Annotated in this window: 19 protein-coding genes; 13 read left to right on the top strand and 6 right to left on the bottom strand. The window is 39.5% G+C overall.

All coding sequences use genetic code 11. The annotated features are described in order from the left end of the window. Positions 1–3: 3 nt before the first annotated feature. From KH400_RS16910 to fdhD, 3 genes are all read right to left on the bottom strand, one after another. The gene (locus KH400_RS16910) at positions 4–783 is read right to left on the bottom strand and encodes an enoyl-CoA hydratase/isomerase family protein (RefSeq protein WP_217226577.1); all 780 of its coding nucleotides are present in this window, start codon (positions 781–783) and stop codon (positions 4–6) included. Between the two features lie 19 nt (positions 784–802). After that, a complete protein-coding gene (locus KH400_RS16905; protein ID WP_217226575.1) occupies positions 803–1,660 on the bottom strand; it encodes a 3-hydroxyacyl-CoA dehydrogenase family protein in 858 nt (285 codons plus the stop codon). 166 nt (positions 1,661–1,826) lie between these two features. Continuing rightward, on the bottom strand, positions 1,827–2,624 hold the full coding sequence (fdhD, locus tag KH400_RS16900; protein ID WP_217226573.1) for a formate dehydrogenase accessory sulfurtransferase FdhD: 798 nt from the start codon (positions 2,622–2,624) through the stop codon (positions 1,827–1,829). Between the two features lie 299 nt (positions 2,625–2,923). Here fdhD and KH400_RS16895 point away from each other — a divergent pair, with 299 nt between their 5' ends. The 4 genes from KH400_RS16895 to KH400_RS16880 all read left to right on the top strand — a co-directional run bounded on the left by KH400_RS16895 (position 2,924) and on the right by KH400_RS16880 (position 8,009). Beyond that, positions 2,924–3,292, top strand: coding sequence for a Na-translocating system protein MpsC family protein (locus KH400_RS16895; RefSeq protein WP_217226570.1), 369 nt, complete (start codon positions 2,924–2,926; stop codon positions 3,290–3,292). Between the two features lie 106 nt (positions 3,293–3,398). Next, on the top strand, positions 3,399–5,768 hold the full coding sequence (locus tag KH400_RS16890; protein WP_217226569.1) for an FdhF/YdeP family oxidoreductase: 2,370 nt from the start codon (positions 3,399–3,401) through the stop codon (positions 5,766–5,768). 165 nt (positions 5,769–5,933) lie between these two features. Next, positions 5,934–7,049 carry an RNA-guided endonuclease InsQ/TnpB family protein gene (locus KH400_RS16885; RefSeq protein ID WP_217226566.1) on the top strand — a complete coding sequence of 372 codons (1,116 nt, stop codon included), beginning with the start codon at positions 5,934–5,936 and terminating at the stop codon, positions 7,047–7,049. 201 nt (positions 7,050–7,250) lie between these two features. Continuing rightward, positions 7,251–8,009 (top strand): methyl-accepting chemotaxis protein, encoded by a 759-nt coding sequence (locus KH400_RS16880; RefSeq protein ID WP_217226565.1) that lies wholly within the window; start codon positions 7,251–7,253, stop codon positions 8,007–8,009. Positions 8,010–8,299: 290 nt separating this feature from the next. On the opposite strand, the gene madM is transcribed toward KH400_RS16880, so the two are convergent. Both madM and madL read right to left on the bottom strand, forming a co-directional pair. Next, positions 8,300–9,064 (bottom strand): malonate transporter subunit MadM, encoded by a 765-nt coding sequence (gene madM / locus KH400_RS16875; protein ID WP_217226563.1) that lies wholly within the window; start codon positions 9,062–9,064, stop codon positions 8,300–8,302. Continuing rightward, positions 9,045–9,467, bottom strand: a complete 423-nt coding sequence (gene madL / locus KH400_RS16870) for a malonate transporter subunit MadL (RefSeq protein ID WP_217226561.1) — start codon at positions 9,465–9,467, stop codon at positions 9,045–9,047. The genes madM and madL overlap by 20 nt, the downstream gene beginning before the upstream one ends. A 224-nt stretch (positions 9,468–9,691) precedes the next feature. Between madL and KH400_RS16865 the strand changes: the two genes are divergently transcribed. The 7 genes from KH400_RS16865 to KH400_RS16835 are packed head-to-tail and all read left to right on the top strand — an operon-like array spanning position 9,692 to position 16,476. Then, on the top strand, positions 9,692–10,348 hold the full coding sequence (locus KH400_RS16865) for a GntR family transcriptional regulator (RefSeq protein ID WP_217226559.1): 657 nt from the start codon (positions 9,692–9,694) through the stop codon (positions 10,346–10,348). Between the two features lie 15 nt (positions 10,349–10,363). Then, complete coding sequence (locus tag KH400_RS16860; protein WP_312889243.1) at positions 10,364–11,296, top strand: malonate decarboxylase subunit epsilon; 933 nt, start codon at positions 10,364–10,366, stop codon at positions 11,294–11,296. A gap of 22 nt (positions 11,297–11,318) precedes the next feature. Beyond that, positions 11,319–12,980, top strand: coding sequence for a malonate decarboxylase subunit alpha (gene mdcA / locus KH400_RS16855; RefSeq protein ID WP_217226557.1), 1,662 nt, complete (start codon positions 11,319–11,321; stop codon positions 12,978–12,980). Further along, positions 12,883–13,857 carry a triphosphoribosyl-dephospho-CoA synthase gene (locus KH400_RS16850; protein WP_312889242.1) on the top strand — a complete coding sequence of 325 codons (975 nt, stop codon included), beginning with the start codon at positions 12,883–12,885 and terminating at the stop codon, positions 13,855–13,857. Before mdcA ends, KH400_RS16850 begins: the two co-directional genes overlap by 98 nt. Positions 13,858–13,872: 15 nt before the next feature. After that, on the top strand, positions 13,873–14,169 hold the full coding sequence (locus KH400_RS16845) for a malonate decarboxylase subunit delta (RefSeq protein ID WP_217226553.1): 297 nt from the start codon (positions 13,873–13,875) through the stop codon (positions 14,167–14,169). After that, on the top strand, positions 14,162–15,850 hold the full coding sequence (locus KH400_RS16840) for a biotin-independent malonate decarboxylase subunit beta (RefSeq protein WP_217226551.1): 1,689 nt from the start codon (positions 14,162–14,164) through the stop codon (positions 15,848–15,850). Before KH400_RS16845 ends, KH400_RS16840 begins: the two co-directional genes overlap by 8 nt. Beyond that, on the top strand, positions 15,841–16,476 hold the full coding sequence (locus KH400_RS16835; protein ID WP_217226549.1) for a malonate decarboxylase holo-ACP synthase: 636 nt from the start codon (positions 15,841–15,843) through the stop codon (positions 16,474–16,476). The genes KH400_RS16840 and KH400_RS16835 overlap by 10 nt, the downstream gene beginning before the upstream one ends. A 230-nt stretch (positions 16,477–16,706) precedes the next feature. On the opposite strand, the gene thiM is transcribed toward KH400_RS16835, so the two are convergent. After that, on the bottom strand, positions 16,707–17,513 hold the full coding sequence (gene thiM, locus KH400_RS16830; protein ID WP_246589752.1) for a hydroxyethylthiazole kinase: 807 nt from the start codon (positions 17,511–17,513) through the stop codon (positions 16,707–16,709). A 216-nt stretch (positions 17,514–17,729) separates the two neighbouring features. Here thiM and KH400_RS16825 point away from each other — a divergent pair, with 216 nt between their 5' ends. Continuing rightward, positions 17,730–18,638, top strand: coding sequence for a 5'-3' exonuclease (locus KH400_RS16825; protein WP_217226547.1), 909 nt, complete (start codon positions 17,730–17,732; stop codon positions 18,636–18,638). 705 nt (positions 18,639–19,343) lie between these two features. Then, positions 19,344–20,072, top strand: a complete 729-nt coding sequence (locus KH400_RS16820; RefSeq protein ID WP_217226545.1) for a hypothetical protein — start codon at positions 19,344–19,346, stop codon at positions 20,070–20,072. The last annotated feature ends 46 nt before the right edge of the window (positions 20,073–20,118 follow it).

The following is a 20,118-nucleotide window of genomic DNA, read 5'->3' as shown; positions in this document are numbered from 1 at the left end:
TCCTTATCGACCTACAAATTGTGGCTTTCGTTTTTCAATAAATGAATTCATACCTTCTTGTCGATCTTCACTGGCAAACGCATTTCCAAAACAAGCCGTTTCAAGGTCTAAGGCTGTATGTAAATCAGCGCTAGATCCGCTATTTACCGATTTCTTCATCATACGCATGGCAACTGTTGATTTATCGGCCAATTTTTGCGCCCATTGTTCTGCTTCAGGAAGTAACTGATCCAATTCAACGATTTTACTAACAAGTCCAGCTGCTAGCGCTTGCTCTGCATCAATCGTTTCTCCAAAGTAGAGGAGTTCTTTTGCTTTGGCTTGACCGATGAGTCGTTGCAAGCGTTGTGTACCACCACCACCTGGGATAATGCCGAGGTTAATTTCTGGTAAACCAAACTTTGTATTATTTGAACAAATTCTAAAGTCACAAGCCAATGTGAGTTCGCATCCGCCGCCAAGGGCAAGACCATTCACCGCTGCAATCACGGGTTTTGAAAGAGATTCAACTTTATCTAGAGCTGTTCGTGACAGCTGACACATATCTAATATTTCAGAGCCGTTCAATTTCATCATATCGTGAATATCTGCACCAGCTGCAAAAGCACCACCGTTACCCGTAATGATGACAGCTTTTACGTTGGGGTCTTGTTCAATTTCATCCATAATGAAACCGAGCTCTTTAAAAAGTTGTCTGTTCAGAGGGTTATAAGGTGGGCGATTTAAATACACCGTCGCAACATGGTTTTCGCCTACAACGTATTGCAATGTTTCCATACTCATTTTTCGCATCCTCCTATTCCTATTTATTGTAATCGAACCAACCGGCACCAGCCTTTTTACCAACACGACCTGCACGAACTAAATTGCGAAGAGTGAGTGGTGCAGCAAAGCGGTTGTCTTTAAATTCATCGTAAAAATAATCCATGACGTGTAAACCGATATCGACCCCCGCATAATCTTGCAATGTAAATGGCCCCATTGGATAATTCAGACCAAGTGTTACCGCCTTATCGATATCCTCAGGTGTTGCGACTCCTTCTTCAACTAAACGAACGGCTTCAATAAATTGTGGAATCATAATACGGTTCACAATAAATCCTGGGGTATCCTTTTTAACTTCGATCGGCTCTTTTCCTAATTTTTGAGATAAATCTTTTAGCTGTTCGACGGTTTGGTCACTAGTGCTATATCCTCTGACAACTTCAACTAGTTTCATAATTTGAGGCGGATTAAAGAAATGCATGCCAGCTACTTGTTCAGGTCGATTCGTTACAGCGGCTAGATCAGTGATTGACATGGATGACGTGTTAGATGCAATGATAGAATTAGACGGCAAAATTTCATCAAGCTGCTTAAAGATATCTTTCTTAGCTTCTAGGTCCTCGATAATCGCTTCAATCACAACTTGTGATTGATGAAAGTCTTGTAAGTTCGTCGTGCATGTAATTCGGTTTAAAATGTCTGCCTTTTGATCACTAGACATTTTTCCTTTTTCAATTGATTTATTCATAAACGCTTCCATACGACTGATGGCACGCTCTAAAAATGCTTGATCAACATCACATAGAACAACCTCATAGCCAGAAATGGCAGCTACATGAGCAATCGCTCCTCCCATTGTTCCTGATCCTACAACTCCAACTTGATTTATCGTCATACTTTTCCCTCCAGTGATTATCAGTGAATAAATGAGTAGTACTTGGTTAGATAATTAAATATTAATATTATTCTGAAAATTTTTATACCTACACGATGTAGGAGAAACAGTAAAAAAATTCATCAAATTAGCGGAATGATTGCAGGAAGGAAAAAAATGTCCACCTTTACAAGGTGGATTCAACAATTCGATATGAATGTGAATAGACGTTGAAAGAGTTCCCCCGGATAAATCCGACAGCGGTAATATTGAGGTCATCAGCTAATTTGATCGCCAAGTCGGTTGGTGCGGATTTTGATAAGATGATCCCAACGCCAATTTTTGCTGCTTTCGTTAATACTTCTGAAGAAATTCTACCACTAAAGGTTAAGATTTTATCTCGTACAGGGATTTGATTTAGAAGGCAATGGCCATAGAGTTTATCTAAAGCATTGTGCCGACCGATGTCGGTGTGTGTGACAATCATTTCACTTGGCGTTGATAATGCCGCATTATGAACCCCACCCGTTTTTTTGAAAACGTTACTTTTTTCTTGTAACTGTCTCATTAACGATATGCATTGCTGTGGTGTAATTGTCGTTGTTGATTTCGATGTTTTCGCTGTTTTTGTATCATTGTAAAAGTAAAACTGCCTGCTTTTTCCGCAACACGAACCAATGAAACGTTTCGCGTAATAGTGTTGATTGGTGATTTGGGAAGCATACAAATTGACATAGGCCAATCCGCGTTTCTCATTGATGTTGATGTTTTTTATATCACTTAGAAAGCGTATAATTCCTTCTGAAGCCAGAAACCCAATGACCATTTCTTTTATAAAAGTAGGGGTACATACGATGGTTGCAAACTCATCATTATTCACATAAATCGTTAACGGAAATTCGGTTGCGATTTCGTCCTCAACACTTTGAAATTGATTATCACTATACTGAACAATCGGTCGTTTTAAACTAATTTTTTGAGTCATATCCTTCACCTCTATTATCGTATAGCTTTACAAACTACCCACACAGTATAATTTTCAGAATTAACTAAATCTTAAACTTCTAGCAGTTGAATAACAAGCTTTTAATCTTGAAAAAGATATACATCATACATAGATATTGAAATTAAAAACAAAAACAAGTAAAATTTATATAATAGTCAAAATAGTTAGACATTTAAGATACGAGATAGCGATCCTGTCATCGGTTTTATGTGTCACATGAGGTAAGCGCATTCAAATGACCATTTTAGACTACGAAAGAAAAGGATGGACAAGGGCAGATGAATAAATATGAAGCAGAGTTTAGTAATATTGTTCGTACATTTCGAAAACAGCACATGGGAAAAGGTCCGAGCAAAATTACCACAACTTTTTGCAAAAATTGGGCGATATGTGAAATGGAAGGGAACTTGTCTCCTGTTGAAAAATTCATCGCGAGCACGTCTGATGGTAAGCAAATGCTGCGATCAGCTCGAACGGAAATGGTCAAGGATATATATAAGCAACACCCCCCAGTTGAAATGGAAGAGTTCTTACAAAGTAGGTTTATCGAGCTCTTTGTTGATATTAATATAGAACGTGATTTTGGAATGTCTATTTTTGTATTTGATCAAGACATTGAACAGAAATTTTCGAACCAAAATAAATAGGTTTGGTACAAAGTAGCGATCCTGCTGATGACTAACCACCGTGATCTCTTTTCTTCGTTGCAAGAAAGAAGTACGGTGGATTTTTGTTTTTAAGGGAGTGAATGAAATGGGGAACACAAAACATACAGGACCGATTAAATTAAATAAAAAACCGATGCCTAAACATTGGGTGAGTAAAGTGCCTTTTGGTCTAGGAAAAGTAAAGCCAAAGCACATTCGCGATACGATGAAAGTGGTCTGGAATAATAAAGATAATTTATCCTATGCATCAAAGATTTTAACGAAAGGAGTGTGTGACGGGTGCGCCCTCGGTGTATCTGGCCTTTATGACCAAACGCTTGCAGGTCCGCATATTTGTACAACGCGATTAAATGTCTTGCGTTTGAACACAATGCCTGCGATGAAGCCTGAAGTCGTTCATGCGGATATTGATGAGTTGCGTAAATATTCGAGTGCTGAGCTTCGTGAGTTAGGGCGTATTCCTTACCCATTGATTCGCAGGCCTGGAGAAAGAAAGTTTTCTCGCATTGACTGGGATGAAGCGATGGATATGGTTGCTGATAAGATGAAGCAATTAGACCCGAAGCAATATAGCTTTTTCTTAACGTCGCGAGGAATTACCAATGAATCCTATTATGTTGCAGCCAAGGTGGCTCGTTATTTAGGGACAAACCATATCGATAATGCCTCTCGCATTTGCCATTCACCATCAAAAACGGCGTTAAAGCGTTCGCTAGGGTTCGGTGCATCGAGCTGTAGCTATAAAGATTGGATCGGCTCCGATGTGATTGTCTTCTGGGGTTCTGTCGCTGCCAATAACCAACCGGTATCAACTAAGTACATGTATGCAGCTAAACGAAGAGGAGCAAAAATCATTGGTATTAACCCTTACAGAGAGCCGACGATGGAAAAGTATTGGATTCCGTCAGTGGCAGAATCGGCTTTGTTCGGAACAAAGCTTGCCGATGACTTTTATCAAGTGAATATCGGTGGAGATATTGCCTTTATGCACGGAATAATGAAGCATTGGTTGGCTATGGAGGAAGCTGAACCTGGATCAGCGATTGATCATGGTTTTGTTCAAGAGCATGTGAACGGTTTTGAGGAGTTAAAAGCAAATGTCGAGAAACAAACATGGGACCAAATTGTAGAGTCATCAGGGGTTAGCCAGGAACGGATCATTGAATTAGCGGAGCTGCTTGCTCATAGCCAATCGGGTATTTTCGTTTGGTCATTAGGGTTAACGATGCATACATTTGCCTCTGATAACATTTCACAAGTTGCAAATCTTGCGTTATTAAGAGGGTTTATCGGAAGAGAAAACTGCGGAGTGATACCGATTCGTGGCCACTCTAGTGTCCAAGGCAGCGGTGAGATGGGAGCAGATCCATTCGTCCTTCCTGGCGGCGATTTCGAACAGTCCAACATTGAGCGAATTGAAAAGCTATGGGAATTTGACCTTCCGAAGTGGCAAGGAGATGTATTAGGAGTCACACTTGAAAACATCCTCCTCCCAGACGATCATGAACGCAAGGTTAAACTTTATTATCTATCAGGTGGTAATTTCCTTGAAACGATGCCAGATCCGAATTTCGTTGAAAAGGCACTATCTGAATTAGATATCCGTGTTCATCAAGACATTATCTTTAATACATCAACGTTAGTGGATGCAAAGGAAGCGGTCATTGTTCTCCCTGCGAAAACTCGTTATGAACAAGAAGGAGGAGGAACATCGACATCTACGGAAAGAATGGTCTACTACTCTCCTAAAATTGACGGGAATAGCCAGCAAGTCGAAGAAGCCCGAACAGAATGGAAGATCTATGTTGATCTTGCCAAACGGGTCAAGCCGGAGTCTTCTCACTTGATTGACTTTAAAAACGCACAAGATATACGTGATGAAATCGCAGTCGCTAATCCGAACTATGACGGCATTCAACATTTAAAAGAACAAGGTGATGTCTTCCAATGGGGAGGGGCTTGGCTATGTGAAGATGGTGTATTCCCAACCTCTGATGGAAAAGGACGTTTGATTCCAGTTGAAATCCCTGATTTAAACAAAAGTACGGGCGATTTCTACGTGACAACGAGACGCGGAAAGCAATTTAATTCAATGGTCTATAATGAAACCGATCCTGTTAATGCCGCTGAACGCTTCGACGTCCTCATGAACGAAGAAGATGCGAAAAAACTGAGTATCACAGAAGGTGAACAAGTCGTCGTTTATAACCAACATGGCGTTTTTCAAGGGCGTGCGAAGTTTATCGATATCGCCAAAGGCAATTTAGAAGTCTATTTTCCAGAAGGAAACTTTTTGTTACCGAAAGGCGTGTATGAAGAGCACGCAAAAATACCAAGCTACAATGTCGCTGTGAAATTGGAAAAAGCTGAACGCTTTAACGCTCGAAAAGACAGAGAATACCTAGGAAAAGATGAAGAAGACCTAGAATTTGAAGAAATGAGAGATAATGCATAAATCGTTTTTGACAAGTAGCTGTAGTGAGAGCAGCTACTTGTTTTATAGGTCGAATTCACAATTAAAAATGATCAAATCTAAAAAAATTGCAGGTGAAATGAGTTACTTTCATCCAAAAACGGCAAGGATACTCCCACTTCAATCGTGTGAAGGGCGGTGAAAATAATGTCAACTATTACTGCAAAAATACAAATCTATGTTTCTGACAATCAAGATGAAAGTCTAAGGGAAACAACTAATGCTTATCGCAAGGCTTGCAACTGGTTATCGAAGCACATATTCGAAACAAAAAAACTAAATCAAGCAAAACTTAACGACTTATATTATTCTGATTTGCGAAATCAATTTGGACTAAAAAGCCAAATGGCTCAATCTGTAATGAAAACTGTAATCGCTCGCTACAAGTCAGCTAAATCAAATGGACACGAATGGTCTTTGATTGAATTTAAACTACTAGAATATGATCTTGTTTGGAATCGTGATTACTCACTAACTAAAGATCAATTTAGTGTAAACACTCTAAATGGTCGCATAAAGCTAAATTACGAGCGCAAGGCTATGAAGAAATACTTCAATGGTACTTGGAAATTCGGTACTGCTAAATTAGTACATAAGTACAAGAAGTGGTTCTTACATATCCCGATGACAAAAGAATACAAAGAGCTAGAATTCGCAAATGTAAATCATATCGTCGGTATTGATTTAGGCATTAATTTCCTTGCTACTACTTATGATAGTCAAGGTAAAACCACTTTTTACAACGGAAACATAGTAAAACATAAGCGTGGTACGTTTAAAGATACTCGCAAACAATTACAAATGCGACAAACACCATCTGCTCGTAAAAAAATAAAACAAATTGGTTCAAGAGAAAACCGTTATGTAACTGATATAAATCACCAAATTACAAAGGCACTCGTTGATAAATACCCTAGAGGTACAATGTTTGTTTTAGAAGAATTGACTGGTGTTCGTTCTGCAACAGAAAAAGTGCGTGTGAAAAATCGCTATGTTTCTGTGTCTTGGGCTTTTTACCAGTTTCGTCAAATGCTTGAATATAAAGCTCAAATGAATGGGCAGAAAGTAATTGTTGTACACCCAAAATATACTTCTCAAACTTGCCCTAAATGTGGACACATTGAGAAAGCAAACCGTAATAAAAAGCTACACACGTTTAAGTGCAAAAATTGTCAATACCAATCAAACGATGATCGTATTGGTGCTATGAATCTACACCGTAAAGGCAGTGAACATATTGGTGTAGTTACCACAGGGGCATGACCCTCGTGGTAGGGGCGAAGTCAACCGTCCTTATGTTCCACCATTCGAAGGTAGGAGAGAATTGCTCGTTCGAACTACTGGGTAGGAACAAGCGTAGTTGCTATCTACGAGGGTAGAAGCACTGTCAAACTCTGACAGACGCAAGCCCCCACTTCAAACAAACGCTAGGTCGTTAAGTGGTGGGTTGTTGACCAGTTAGTATTGGAGGATTGCCATTTTACCGTCGCAGATAAGGAAAAGTTTATTGTCTCTCTACCTGGTAAGGATCTAAAAATGGCGATTGAAGTAGGCGATCCTATTCGAGAAGGATCGATAACAGCTGTTGCTTTAAATGAAAAGAAGAGAATTGTACGACAAGGAAATAAAGAACTGTACGGGATTGCACATATGGCCGTATGCACTCCTATTTTTGAAAACAACGAGGTCGTTGGTTGTATATCCATCGGTTATTCTCAGGAAAAGAGTGAGCAAATTTCTACGATGGCCGATACATTAGCAAAAATGACAGATGAATTGAATGCTAGTGCACAGTCGGTATCAGCGTCCTCGCAAGAAATTGCTTCTACAAATCAAGGACTTTCGTCGATGTCTAATCAAGTAAGAGAAGAGATGAGATCGATAGGTGAGTTAGCTGATTTTACGACCAAAGTTGCTCAAGAGACTAATATAATTGGGTTGAATGCATCCATTCAAGCGGCACATGCAGGGGATTATGGAAAGGGATTCGGTGTCGTAGCCAATGAAATTCGAAAAATGGCTGATCGCTCAAGTGAATCTTCAAAAACAATTAAACAGCAACTTGAGACGATCCAGCAATCAGTTGAGTCGATGTTAGCAACCATCGAACGCGTAAATGGTTATACGACCGAACAAGCATCTGCGTCAGAACAGCTATCATCATCCGTCGAAAAATTAAATGAAATGGCTCAAGTTTTAAATGAGCTATCTAAGTGGAGATAACGTTATCTCCGCTTATTGCTTCAAGTCTGTTCAAACGGGAGAAAACCTCTCTTTTTTGAACATGAACTATATGGCTATGTTTCTATAGAGCCGCCGGATTTTCAATATGCACTGTAATGACTCCCGTTTATAAATTAAGGTATGTATGCTAAAAAAAGAGAGCGACATCGGTTTTCTAGTCACTCTCGTTAAAGACCTATTTCCTATCTACTATTCAAAAAGGAAGAGTTTTATATCATAGAAAAATTTGAAGGGATAGATTATTGGAAATTATTTAAACCCGATTCTATTTATCCAAATATCGCTTTTGTAGTTAGAAATAATATAGATGGGGCGAGTAAACAACCAAGTCCTGTATAAAATGTTGCGGTAACAGCTCCGTATGGTACTAATTTGGGGTCTGTTGCAGCAAGTCCACCAGCAACTCCACTGGTTGAACCGATTAATCCTCCGTAAACCATTGCTGAGCGAGGGTTATTTAACCCTATGTACTTAGCTATAAACGGCGTACCGATCATTGTTATTATTGATTTGACAAGACCTGCAGCGATACTAATCGTTATAACTTCTGAACTTGCGCCAAGGGCAGTACCTGCTACTGGGCCGACTATATAAGTAGCAGTACCAGCTCCGATGGTTGTAAGACTAACAGCATCTGTGTAACCGAAAGAGAGTGCAATAATTACCCCCACCGCAAAGGAAGCGCTTACACCAATGAATAGAGAAAGAACTCCGGTTACACCAGCTTTTTTAATTTCTTCGAAACTTGCTCCAAATGCAGTGGCTACAATAGCAAAATCACGAAGCATACCGCCACCCATTAGGCCAATACCAGCAAAGATGCTAATATCTGCTAACCCTTGTGAACCTCCAGTTGTCGCACCACCCATATATGCAAGCACTAAGCCGAGGATAATCGCTATAGCTGATCCGTGAAGTCTTCCTTTAGTTAATTTGTCAGATAGAAAGTATGCAATATACATTGTGATCCCAACAATGGCAAAGGAAACAATAAGGCCATTACTTGTAAATACATTAGTTAGCGCTTCGTACATCTGTTTCCCCTCCCTCTACGTCAATATTTTCGTCTTCATCATCAAATCTTGAATTCCCACCTCTACTAATAATTGGAACAAGTATCCAACTAACGATAACAGCAGCAACCCCAGCTGCGATAGCAAGTGGACCGCCGTCGAGTGCGCCATACACATTTTGATTGGCAGACATTGCAATTACAATAGGGATGTACATCGAACTCCAAAACCCTAGACCTTCTTGAGAAGGTTTACTTAGCTTATTCCGTTTTTTTAAATAATCAACGATAAGAATAAGCATTACCATCGCCAAACCTACTCCACCAACATTTGCATCAATACCGATAGCAAGACCTAATAGTTCACCGAGAATTACACCAACTAACAAACAAATTGCTAGTAATGCTACACCAAAAATGACCATTGACTCACCTCACCTATTTTTTATTAAAAGAGTAATCGCAACCTGCACATTATACTGAATATTCAGAATATACAGTCGACTGTATTCTAGTGATTATCTTACAAGCAGAACAAGAAAAAAGCAACAAATTTATTTAATTTTCTAAAAATATTGAAAATTAAATAAATGGTCTGTATACTGATTGGTATCGACAGTCGACCATTAATCAATCTAGGGGTGAGAAAATGTCCTCAAATAACCTTTTAAATAATAATGCTTTATCCAAGACAATCGCAGAACATATTACAGAACAAATTATTACTGGTGAATTAGCACCGGGAGATAAACTAGTCGAGAATATCTATGCTGAAGAATATGGAACGAGCAGAGCCCCAGTTCGTGAAGCTATTTATTTACTTACCATTGAAGGTCTCGTGGAAAGAATCCCTCGAAAGGGTGCAGTTATAAAAGAATATACAGAAAGTGAAATTTATGACCTACTTGAGATTCGAAATATGCTTGAAGATATGGCGTTAAAACGTATCAAAAGGTATGGAGTAGACGTACATTTACTAAATAAAATGAAACAAATTCTAAAAGAAATGAAAACAGTGGAAGATATACATCTTTATACGCAATTAAATCATTCATATCACATGCTTCTCATTGAAATGAGTAAAAGTAAAACGATTAAAGATATGTATTCAAGGCTGGGTTGGCCATTATTAAGGATTCAAGCTCTTTCGTTTAAAAGTGAAGGAAACATTGAAAAATCAATTGCAGAGCATGCTCTTATCATCAAACTCTTATTAGAACAAAACATGACAGAGTTATCTTCCGTGTTATCGAAACATAATGAAGATGTTATTTTTAGCGTGAAAAAAAAGTTAAACTCCAAGTAACGGGGACGAAATGAGGTGATTAAATTGAAACTTGCTTTTTTGTTTCCGGGTCAAGGTTCTCAATATCCAGGACTTTTACATGAGTTGCCGGATAATCCTATTGTGGAGAATGTAATAACGGAAGCAAATGAAGTGCTAAATGAAAGCGTATACACACTTCATACAGAAGAGGCGCTTACTTCGACGAGGTCCGTACAACTCTCATTACTGACGTCTGGGGTTGCTACATATAAAGCATTTGAAAACAGTGGAGTAACTCCAGACTTTGTTGCAGGGCATTCAATTGGAGCGTTTGCTGCAGCCGTGGCTGCTGGTGTTATCGATTTTAAAGATGCAGTAAAAGTTGTAAATCTACGTGGTGAATTAATGGAGAAAGCTTACCCAGAAGGATATGGGATGGGTGTTGTACTAGGTATGGAAGCTCATAAACTCCAAGCAATAATAGACCGGCACTATGATGAGCAGTTCCCGGTGTACATGTCTAATCAAAATGCAAATGATCAAATCACACTCTCCGGGGCTTTGGTCAGATTACAAAGTGTACTAGATGATGCTGGGCAGAATGGTGCCCGCTGTGCCTCACTGTTAAATGTCAGTACGCCATCACATTGCCCACTTCTATCATCAGTCTCAGATGAACTGATCGAAGCGCTTCATGATATCCCAATATACCGTCCCTCGATTCCTTATGCAGGAAATCGAAGGGCACGTTTGTTGGTTGATCCGGTCGACATTCGACTAGATTTAGCTGAAAGTGTTTCTGCCGCGGTTCAATGGCACGATGCCTCAACTGTTTTATATGAAAAAGGTGTGAGGTTATTCATTGAAATGCCACCTGGAAACGTACTATCCCGATTAGCGACCAACGCATTTCCAGAGGCTAGAGCTTTATCTGTAGCAGATCATGGGTTTGAAGATTGTCACTTTATAGCAAGTATAAATAATTGAAATGAGGAGAGGGGTTTTTATCATGCAAACAACCAAACAATCAGTAAGAAATAGAAGATCTTGGACAACACGTCTTGATGCTAAGAATAAACGGTTAGAGAACGTTAGTCATATCACTAATGGAAATATTATACCGACTAATCGAATTGTAGAGGCATTAGAAAAACTAATTAGGCCAGGTGATCGGGTTGTTATGGAAGGGAACAATCAAAAGCAGGCTTCATTTCTATCAGAGGCTCTTGTACAAACCAATCCTAGCGAATTACACGATTTGCATATGATCATGTCTAGTATTTCAAGACCCGAACACCTTGATCTATTTGAGCGTGGAATTGCGAATAAAGTAGATTTTGCTTATGCAGGTCCACAAAGTCTTCGTATAGCACAAATGCTAGAGGACGGCATATTAAAGATGGGTGAAATCCATACTTATATTGAACTTTATGGACGTCTTTTCATCGACCTTATTCCATCTGTAGCTTTAGTAGCAGCAGATAAAGCAGACCGATATGGCAATTTATATACAGGTGCAAACACGGAGGAAACACCAACGCTGGTCGAGGCTGCAGCGTTTCGAGATGGCATCGTTATCGTTCAAGTCAATGAATTGACTGATGAATTACCCCGAGTAGATATCCCATCTTCTTGGATTGATTTTGTTGTTGTTGCGGATGAACCTTTTCAACTTGAACCGCTATTTACCCGAGATCCACGTCATATTACAGATATCCAAATTTTGCAGGCGATGATGGTATTACGAGGTATTTACGAGAAACATGAAGTAAAATCCTTAAACCATGGAATCGGATTCAATACAGCGGCGATAGAACTGTTACTCCCTACGTATGGAGAATCACTAGGGTTGAAAGGTAAGATTTGCAAGCACTGGGCTTTAAATCCACACCCAACATTGATACCAGCAATTGAGAGTGGTTGGGTTGATAGCGTTCATTGTTTTGGAGGAGAAGTAGGCATGGAAAAATATATAGCGTCCCGCCGCGATGTTTTTTTTACTGGTCGTGATGGAAGCCTACGTTCAAATCGCACTCTGTCACAGATGGCTGGCCAGTATGCCGTTGATTTGTTTATCGGATCAACTCTACAAATGGATCAGTATGGAAATTCTTCAACTGTAACACGTGGAAGGCTAGCTGGTTATGGGGGGGCCTCTAATATGGGACATAACCCTGGAGGAAGACGACACTCAACTCCAGCTTGGCTGAACATGATGACTTCGGATGATCCATTAGCTCGTGGTAAAAAGCTGGTTGTACAAGTGGTGGAAACGTTCCAAGCTGGAAATAAGCCAGTATTTGTAGAATCTCTTGATGCGATTGATGTAAAAAGGGATGTTGGACTCGCAACAGCTCCAGTCATGATTTATGGGGATGATGTTACACATATTGTGACTGAAGAAGGTATTGCCTATTTATATAAAGCAGATAGCATGGAAAAAAGGAGAGAGGCTGTTTCAGCCATTGCCGGTGTTACACCATTAGGTTTAACAACTGATTCGAAAAAAACAGAGAAACTTCGACGTGAGGGAATTATTGCTCTTCCAGAAGACTTGGAGATACGTAGAACGGATGCAAAAAGGTCTCTACTTGCAGCAAAAAGCGTTGAGGAACTTGTCGAGTGGTCAGATGGTTTATATGAACCGCCTGCCAAATTTAGAAGTTGGTAATGGAGAGAGGAGGGGGGAAATGAGTAATGAAATGTATATTTTTAGTTCTAATACAGCTGAAATAGCTGTGAACTCTTTAATCGAAGAAGTGGAATTAACACCGAAGCCAGGTCTTGTTGATCAAGAAAATACAGGTGCTCACCATGATTTAACTATTGATTTAATGAGAAGATCAGCAAATTCTCTTAAGGAAACATTTGAAGAAATAGCATTTAAAAGTTATGGTCAAACCCCTTCTCAGTTAATTAGAGAATCGATTGCTGAAGTAGGAAGACGTGGAGAAGCGCACATGTTTAAAGCAACTGGAGGTGTAAACACCCATAAAGGCGCCATTTGGGCGTTAGGGCTCCTTGTTTCTGCTTATTCCATGGGGAAAGGAACGTATACAGTAGACAAAATTGTTTCAGCGGCTGGAGAAATTGCACGATTTCCAGATCGCTTTTGTAAAGATACGAGTACAAATGGAAAGCGTGTCATAGAAAAATATTCTGTAGCAGGTGCGAGAGGAGAAGCACAGCAAGGCTTTCCGCACATTATAAACTATTCGTTTCCAATATTGAATCAAATGAGAATGGATGGAGTAGAAGAAGAAGAAGCACAGATTTATTCACTCCTTTCATTGATTGCTCATTTAGACGATACATGTATTTTACATCGCGGTGGTTCAGATGCACTTATGTTTGCTAAGGAGTGCGCAAAAAAGGTGTTGATAGGTGGTCAATTTTCTTGTCTGAGAAAACTTGATGAAGAGTTTACGAAAAGAAATATTTCACCGGGAGGTAGTGCTGATCTCCTTGCATCAACCTTCTTTTTAGATAAAACGCAAACGTTAACAAAGCTTAATAAAAACGAGAAAAAGATTGAATATACCCATTAATTGGAGGTGTTTCTATTGGAAAATCTCACATATACGTTTCCGGCAAGAGAGGCAATTAATAAACGTGCGCATGTAGGAGTCGTTGGATCAGGAGATTTAGAAATTATTATGGAATCAAGCGACAATTTAGAAGCAAAAGTAGTGATTCGAACAGGTATAAATGGATTTAAAGAGACATGGGAAGCTGTACTTCAACGTTTCTTTGAAAAAAATGATATTGCAGCGCATGTGAAAATTAATGATTTTGGAGCAACACCGGGGGTAGTAACACTCCGTCTTGAGCAAGCACTGGAGGTGAGTAGGAATGATTAAAGCGTTAAAAAATAGTTTCGTAGAATGTAATGGGCGTGAGCGAGCGCAAAATTTATTTGATGAGGGGACATATAGAGAATTACTTGATCCATTTGATGGCTTAGAATCTCCCCATTTAGAATTACAGGGCATTGTTCCACAAAGTGACGACGGTGTTATCGTTGCAAAAGGAACAATTAATAAACAACCTACAGTGGTTATATCGATAGAAGGTAATTTTCAAGGTGGAGGAATCGGCGAAGTATCAGGTGCAAAAATTGCTGGGGCACTTGAATTAACTTTAAAAGATTGTGAAGCGGGTATAAAAACGACTCCTATATTAGTATTTGATACAGGGGGAGTCAGATTACAAGAAGCCAACTATGGTTTACTGTCTATTGCTGAAATAGGCGCTGCGATTGTTGCTCTTCGACGCCATGTTCCAGTCATTGCAGTTGTAGCAGGAAAAATTGGCGCATTTGGAGGAATGTCTATTACAGCAGGACTCTGCAGTTCCATTATTATGACTCGTGAGGGAAGACTTGGACTAAATGGTCCGGAAGTGATTGAGCAGGAAGCAGGTATTCGTGAGTTCGATTCCAAAAACCGCCAGCTTATTTGGGGAACCGTTGGTGGCGAACAACGTACAGCTACAGGCTTTGCGGATCAAATGATTGATGATGATATAGACGATGTGAAAGCGTTTATTTCTTCTGTAATAGACGGTGGCATTACCCCTGTGCGAACAGAACAAGTTAAAAGATATGAGAGGCTTTTACATTCAGTGGATACAACAAAGAGGTTATCGCCTGAGAAGGTGAGAGAACTGTGGAAACAGTCCGAAACAGAATTAATGGATGATAAAAAACATTTTGATATGAAGGTTGATAAGTCAACTGGTAGGGGGCAAACTTGGTTTGACTTATTACGAAATGACTGCGCTGAGGTAGGAGAGGTTCCATCTGTCCGAGTTGCTGATAGTTTCATCGGAGAAACTAAAGTACGGTATATTGTAGTTGTCCCAGACGCTAATAGTCGTTTTCCGCGGGCTAGAAATGGAGAGGTTGGCTTGCAAGAGGGATGGTCAATTGCTAAATATGTACGAGAAGTGATAGAAGCAGACAAAGACGGCGAAAAGCGGGCTATTGTTCCCATTGTAGATGTACCTAGTCAAGCATATGGTTATCATGAAGAACTTCTTGGTATTCATCAAGCTTGTGCTGCTGCTGTTGATGCTTATGCTTCAGCAAGGCTAGCTGGACACCCGGTGATTTCATTTATACCGGGAAATGCTATTTCAGGCGCGTTTTTATCCCATGGACTGCAGGCGAACCGTTTGATTGCCCTACGTGATTCAGGGGTAAATGTGCATGTAATGTCAAAACAATCAGCAGCTAGAATTACACAAAGAACCTTAAAAGAATTAGAGGAAGCAACGCAAAAAGTACCTGCAATGGCATACGATATTCAATCATTTGATAAGCTAGGAGCCTTGTATTCATTAGTGGATGGTGTAAAAGCAGACAATCCAGAAGTAAATGACCGTAAACTTATTTATGAAGCCATTGAACGAGCAATTATAGATGTTAACATGAATGAATCAAAAGATCTTAGTGTACGGTTATCTTCTGCAAATGCGAAAAACGGAGGGCGTTCAGCATCGATTTTAGTAAGAGAGAAGTTGAGTGATCAATGGAATTAAACCCACATGATTTATTAGAAATTCGTGGTCAGAATGATTTAGTCAGTTATAACCCTTTACAAGAATGGATAAATCAATCGTTAAGTGAAGCACCTTTTGTAGTTGTAAGGAGAGCAAGTGCTCCTCAAGGGTTTGTTGCTGTTGGTATTAGAGGGTCACTGAGAAATCAACGCTTTGCTGCTTTTTTACCCACTGATTGTATCGTGAGGCGTATCACCCCTGAACAAATAGCATATAAAAAAAGATGGAGAAAAGTAAATAAAGATATTTTCCATAATATAGAAAGTGTTAGTCGTTTAATGAACCGTTATGCTCTTCAGTGGGGACCGACTGGAAGCTGTGGCTTTGAACTAGCTAGCAAAAAAGAAACAGTAACAGCAACAAGTGATATTGATATCATCATTCGCCCAATTGAACAATTTACGATTGAGTTAGCTCAAAAACTAGAAAGCGATTTTAATAAACTTCCCTTTCGAATAGACACACAAGTTGAGATATCAGAAGGTGCCTTTTCACTAAGTGAATATGCAAATTCAAAAAGAAAGCCAATACTAATTCGAACAATTAATGGTCCTATCTTAAAGCGCCCATCACAAAATTATGTAAAGGATAGCAAAAACGTTTAAAACTATTTTTACTTCAAGGAATTTATGAAGAACATGCAAAAATTCCGATCTACAATGTCGCTGTGAAATTGGAAAAATCTAAACGATTTAACGCACGAAAAGACAGATAATACCTAAGAAAAGATGAAGAAGACCTAGAATTTGAAGAAATAAGGGATAATGCCTGAATAGTTTTGACAAGTAGCTGTGGTGAGCAGCTACTTGTTTTATTTTAAATTTTTGAGTTAATATTAATGATTTGAATGGTCATACTTCACCTTGATTAAATCTTTAATTTGTTCACTGTCAACGTTATATAACGCATCTAAGAATGCAGTCTGAAAACTTCCAGGACCACTTGTTTGTTGTGCAGCGATTTCGGCCGCAATACCGTAAAAGCTTACAGCACCAGCTGCAGCTTCTAATCCATGATCATTACTTGCTAAAAAGGCCGCAACAACCGCACTTAATAGACATCCTGTCCCGGTTACTTTTGTAAGTAAGGGATGGCCGTTATTAATATAATAAAAATCCTTTCCATCTGAGATGATATCCTCAACACCTGTGACTATGACAGGAACTCCAATCCGATTGACAGCTTCAGTTGTGATTTGTTTTTGATTCGCTTGTACCGTAGAATCAACGCCTCTTATTTCCGCATCAAGGCCTGCTAACATGGCGATTTCGCCAGCGTTTCCACGAACAAAAGAGACTTGCACGTCTTGTAAAATTCTTTGGGCCGTTTCTGTACGAAATGGGGTCGCTCCGACTCCAACCGGATCAAAGACGACTGGGATCCCCTTTTGGTTAGCGGCTTTTCCTGCCTGTATCATCGCATGAACTTGAGGTGTGGTGAGGGTGCCGATATTTAAAAGAAGGGCGTCAGCGTTCCTTGCCATATCAGCAGCTTCTTCAACTGCATTTGCCATAACCGGTGCGGCACCAACGGCATATAAGCCATTAGCGGTGAAATTAATAACGACTTGATTTGTAATGTTATGTATTAAAGGTTGCTTTTCTCTTACTTGATCAATTAACGTTGTCATTTGCTCCATCATAACACCTTCCGTTTCGAAATTATTCTATTAAAAGTATGATCATAAATGTATGGTATCATCAAAAAGATTTGTTTTGTATGGAAGTTAATAGTTGATTTAGACAAGCATTAATAAGTTTAAAATGAATCCCATCGTTTTACAGCAGAAAAAGGAGATTTTTCTGTTACAATGGTGAGTATTCATCAACGAGAGAAAACAAAGGAGACCGAGAAACCAGTGAATTCAGCAAAGAACAACAAGGAATCGAAGTTATTATTGATCGACGGAAGCAATTTATTAGCGAAAGGGTATTTTGCCACATCTTGGAGAGGTGATTTAAAGCCGAATTCAAATGGCATTTATACAAATGGGGTCAATGTTTTTATGAAGTCGCTATTTCGCTTAATTCGTCAATATAAACCAACACATGTTATCACTTGCTGGGATACAGACTCAAAAACGACGTTTCGAAAGCAAATGTATCCCGAGTATAAAGCAGGGAGACAACTCGATGAGGAATTAGGGCAACAATTTCCTCTGTGTGAAACGCTGTTAAAAGCGATGAATGTGCCTTACTTCTCCCATGAGAAATGGGAAGCTGATGATTATATCGGTACGCTTGCTACTCAATGGAAAGAACACCATGATGGTGAGGTATTGATTGCATCAAGTGATAAGGACTTATTCCAATTGTTAGATGATCGAACACACCAGTTATTTAAGCGGCAGGGTAAGGAAGAGTTATTGTTTACAGCGGCTGATTTTCAAAAGCAATACGGCATCGAAACGAGCCAGTGGTTAATAGCCAAAGCGATACTTGGTGATAAATCAGATAATATACCTGGGATCAAAGGCGTCGGTGAGAAGTTTTTGCCTGCATTAGCTGAATATAAGATTTTTAATCTTGAGGATTTATATAAAGATGACGTGATCGAAGCTTTAAACGACAGCTCATATAAACGTTATGTAAAAAAGATCCAGGGTTCTAAAGAGGTGGCTGAACTTAGTTATGAGCTTTCTAAAATCGTTTGTGATATCGAGGGTGGACAGGTCGATTTTGATGACCTATCTTTGCAGATCGATAAATCCGCAATGGAAGATCAATTTGAAGAGCTGGAATTGACGAAGTTAATAGGTCAATTTTAGCAGGGGATAATAAACATCTCGCCCTCTATTCAAACAGGTAATCCCAACGACCAGTAGACGATTGAATTGTCGTATTGGTCGTTTTATTTTATAAATACAATACCTCAAAAATAAGTCTTCTAGAGTACTAATAACTGTCATTCCACCTTAAAAAAGATCACCTCTCACCATACCCTGCCTATGCTCACATGCTACCCCTCCACGTCACAGACTTCTACCCATTTATTCATCCATTCACCCTAACTACCTTCCGTTTTTTTCCCCAATATGCACAGCACATCCTTTAAACCCACTGAACCCCATGCCACACGCGAACGACCACCCACACCATCAAACCAAAAAGTAAATGTGTACGTACTCAGTCACTTCCTAACGTAATAATAAACTGAAAGCGTACCCAGTAAAAACAAGCACTTGGAATGGTTTGCTGAAGGAACAGGGGGAGGGTGAATAGCGATGGAGGGGTGGAGAGTCGCATGTCGAAAGATGATGATTTTTTATAGGAAGGAGCAGGAATGAGAGGAGGATATGCAGAATATGTACTCTATTAGACTTTATAATGTTAGTACAATTAAAGTAGATATAATGAAGACTGTTGCTGAAAGTCTTAAAATAAACGAATTTCAAATAAGGATTTCAATGGGTACTCTTTATCCGAGGTAGAAAATGCAGGCGTTCAAATGTAACCATAAGGTGGTGAACATAATGGAAAAACAACAAGCTCTTACTCAACAAGAGTTCTACAAACTATTTATCTTAAAAGAGTTACAGCGGTTTGATCAATGTGTGTCGGACATGTATGAGTCCTTGCATCGAGAGTTTCCTCATAAGCCACACAGCCGTAATCACTTCTTTCTAGCAGCTTCAAAACTAAAAGAAAACCATGAAATCGTCCTTGCTTACCAGGAAGGGAGAAACAAGGTCTATACGGTTACAACGAAAGGAAAGCAACTCTACGACTCTTATATCAAGCAATTTAAGGATCGGTTTATTGCCCTTAAAAAAGTAGCCGACCGCTTTGTCTATGAGATCACTGGAACCGGTAAAGCTGTACCAGCTGGAGAGGTCAATGATGAAGACCGCAACTTTTTTAGCACACTTGTCTCAGTCAAAGATGTCGTTCGCTATGTTCTATTAAAACAAGCGATGAATCAGCCAGTTATCGTTATTAGTGAAACCCAAGAATACATTAAAGATCGATTCGGTTGGTCAAGTAGTAAGGCTTTCATCTATAATATTGCGCATGAAATGGAAGAGGATGAAACTGGTCCCTTAATCCTTGGTCGGTGGGGGAGTGAACGTCGCTTTAAGCGTGAGTACCGCATTCAACCACGTGGCAAAGAAGTGTTTAAACAAATTGCAGATGCTGCGGAGACAAATGTACGTCAGGCCCAGCACTTTTTAGGAGATGCGTTGAAACTATTTGAATCATAGATTTTATAATCATCAAAGCGACTATTACATTTTTGGTGTCAAAGGA

This window comes from Desertibacillus haloalkaliphilus, from assembly GCF_019039105.1.
Lineage (GTDB): Bacteria > Bacillota > Bacilli > Bacillales > KJ1-10-99 > Desertibacillus > Desertibacillus haloalkaliphilus.
The sequence above is the reverse complement of the archived record's forward strand: the minus strand, read 5'-3'. Positions and strand labels throughout refer to the sequence as shown.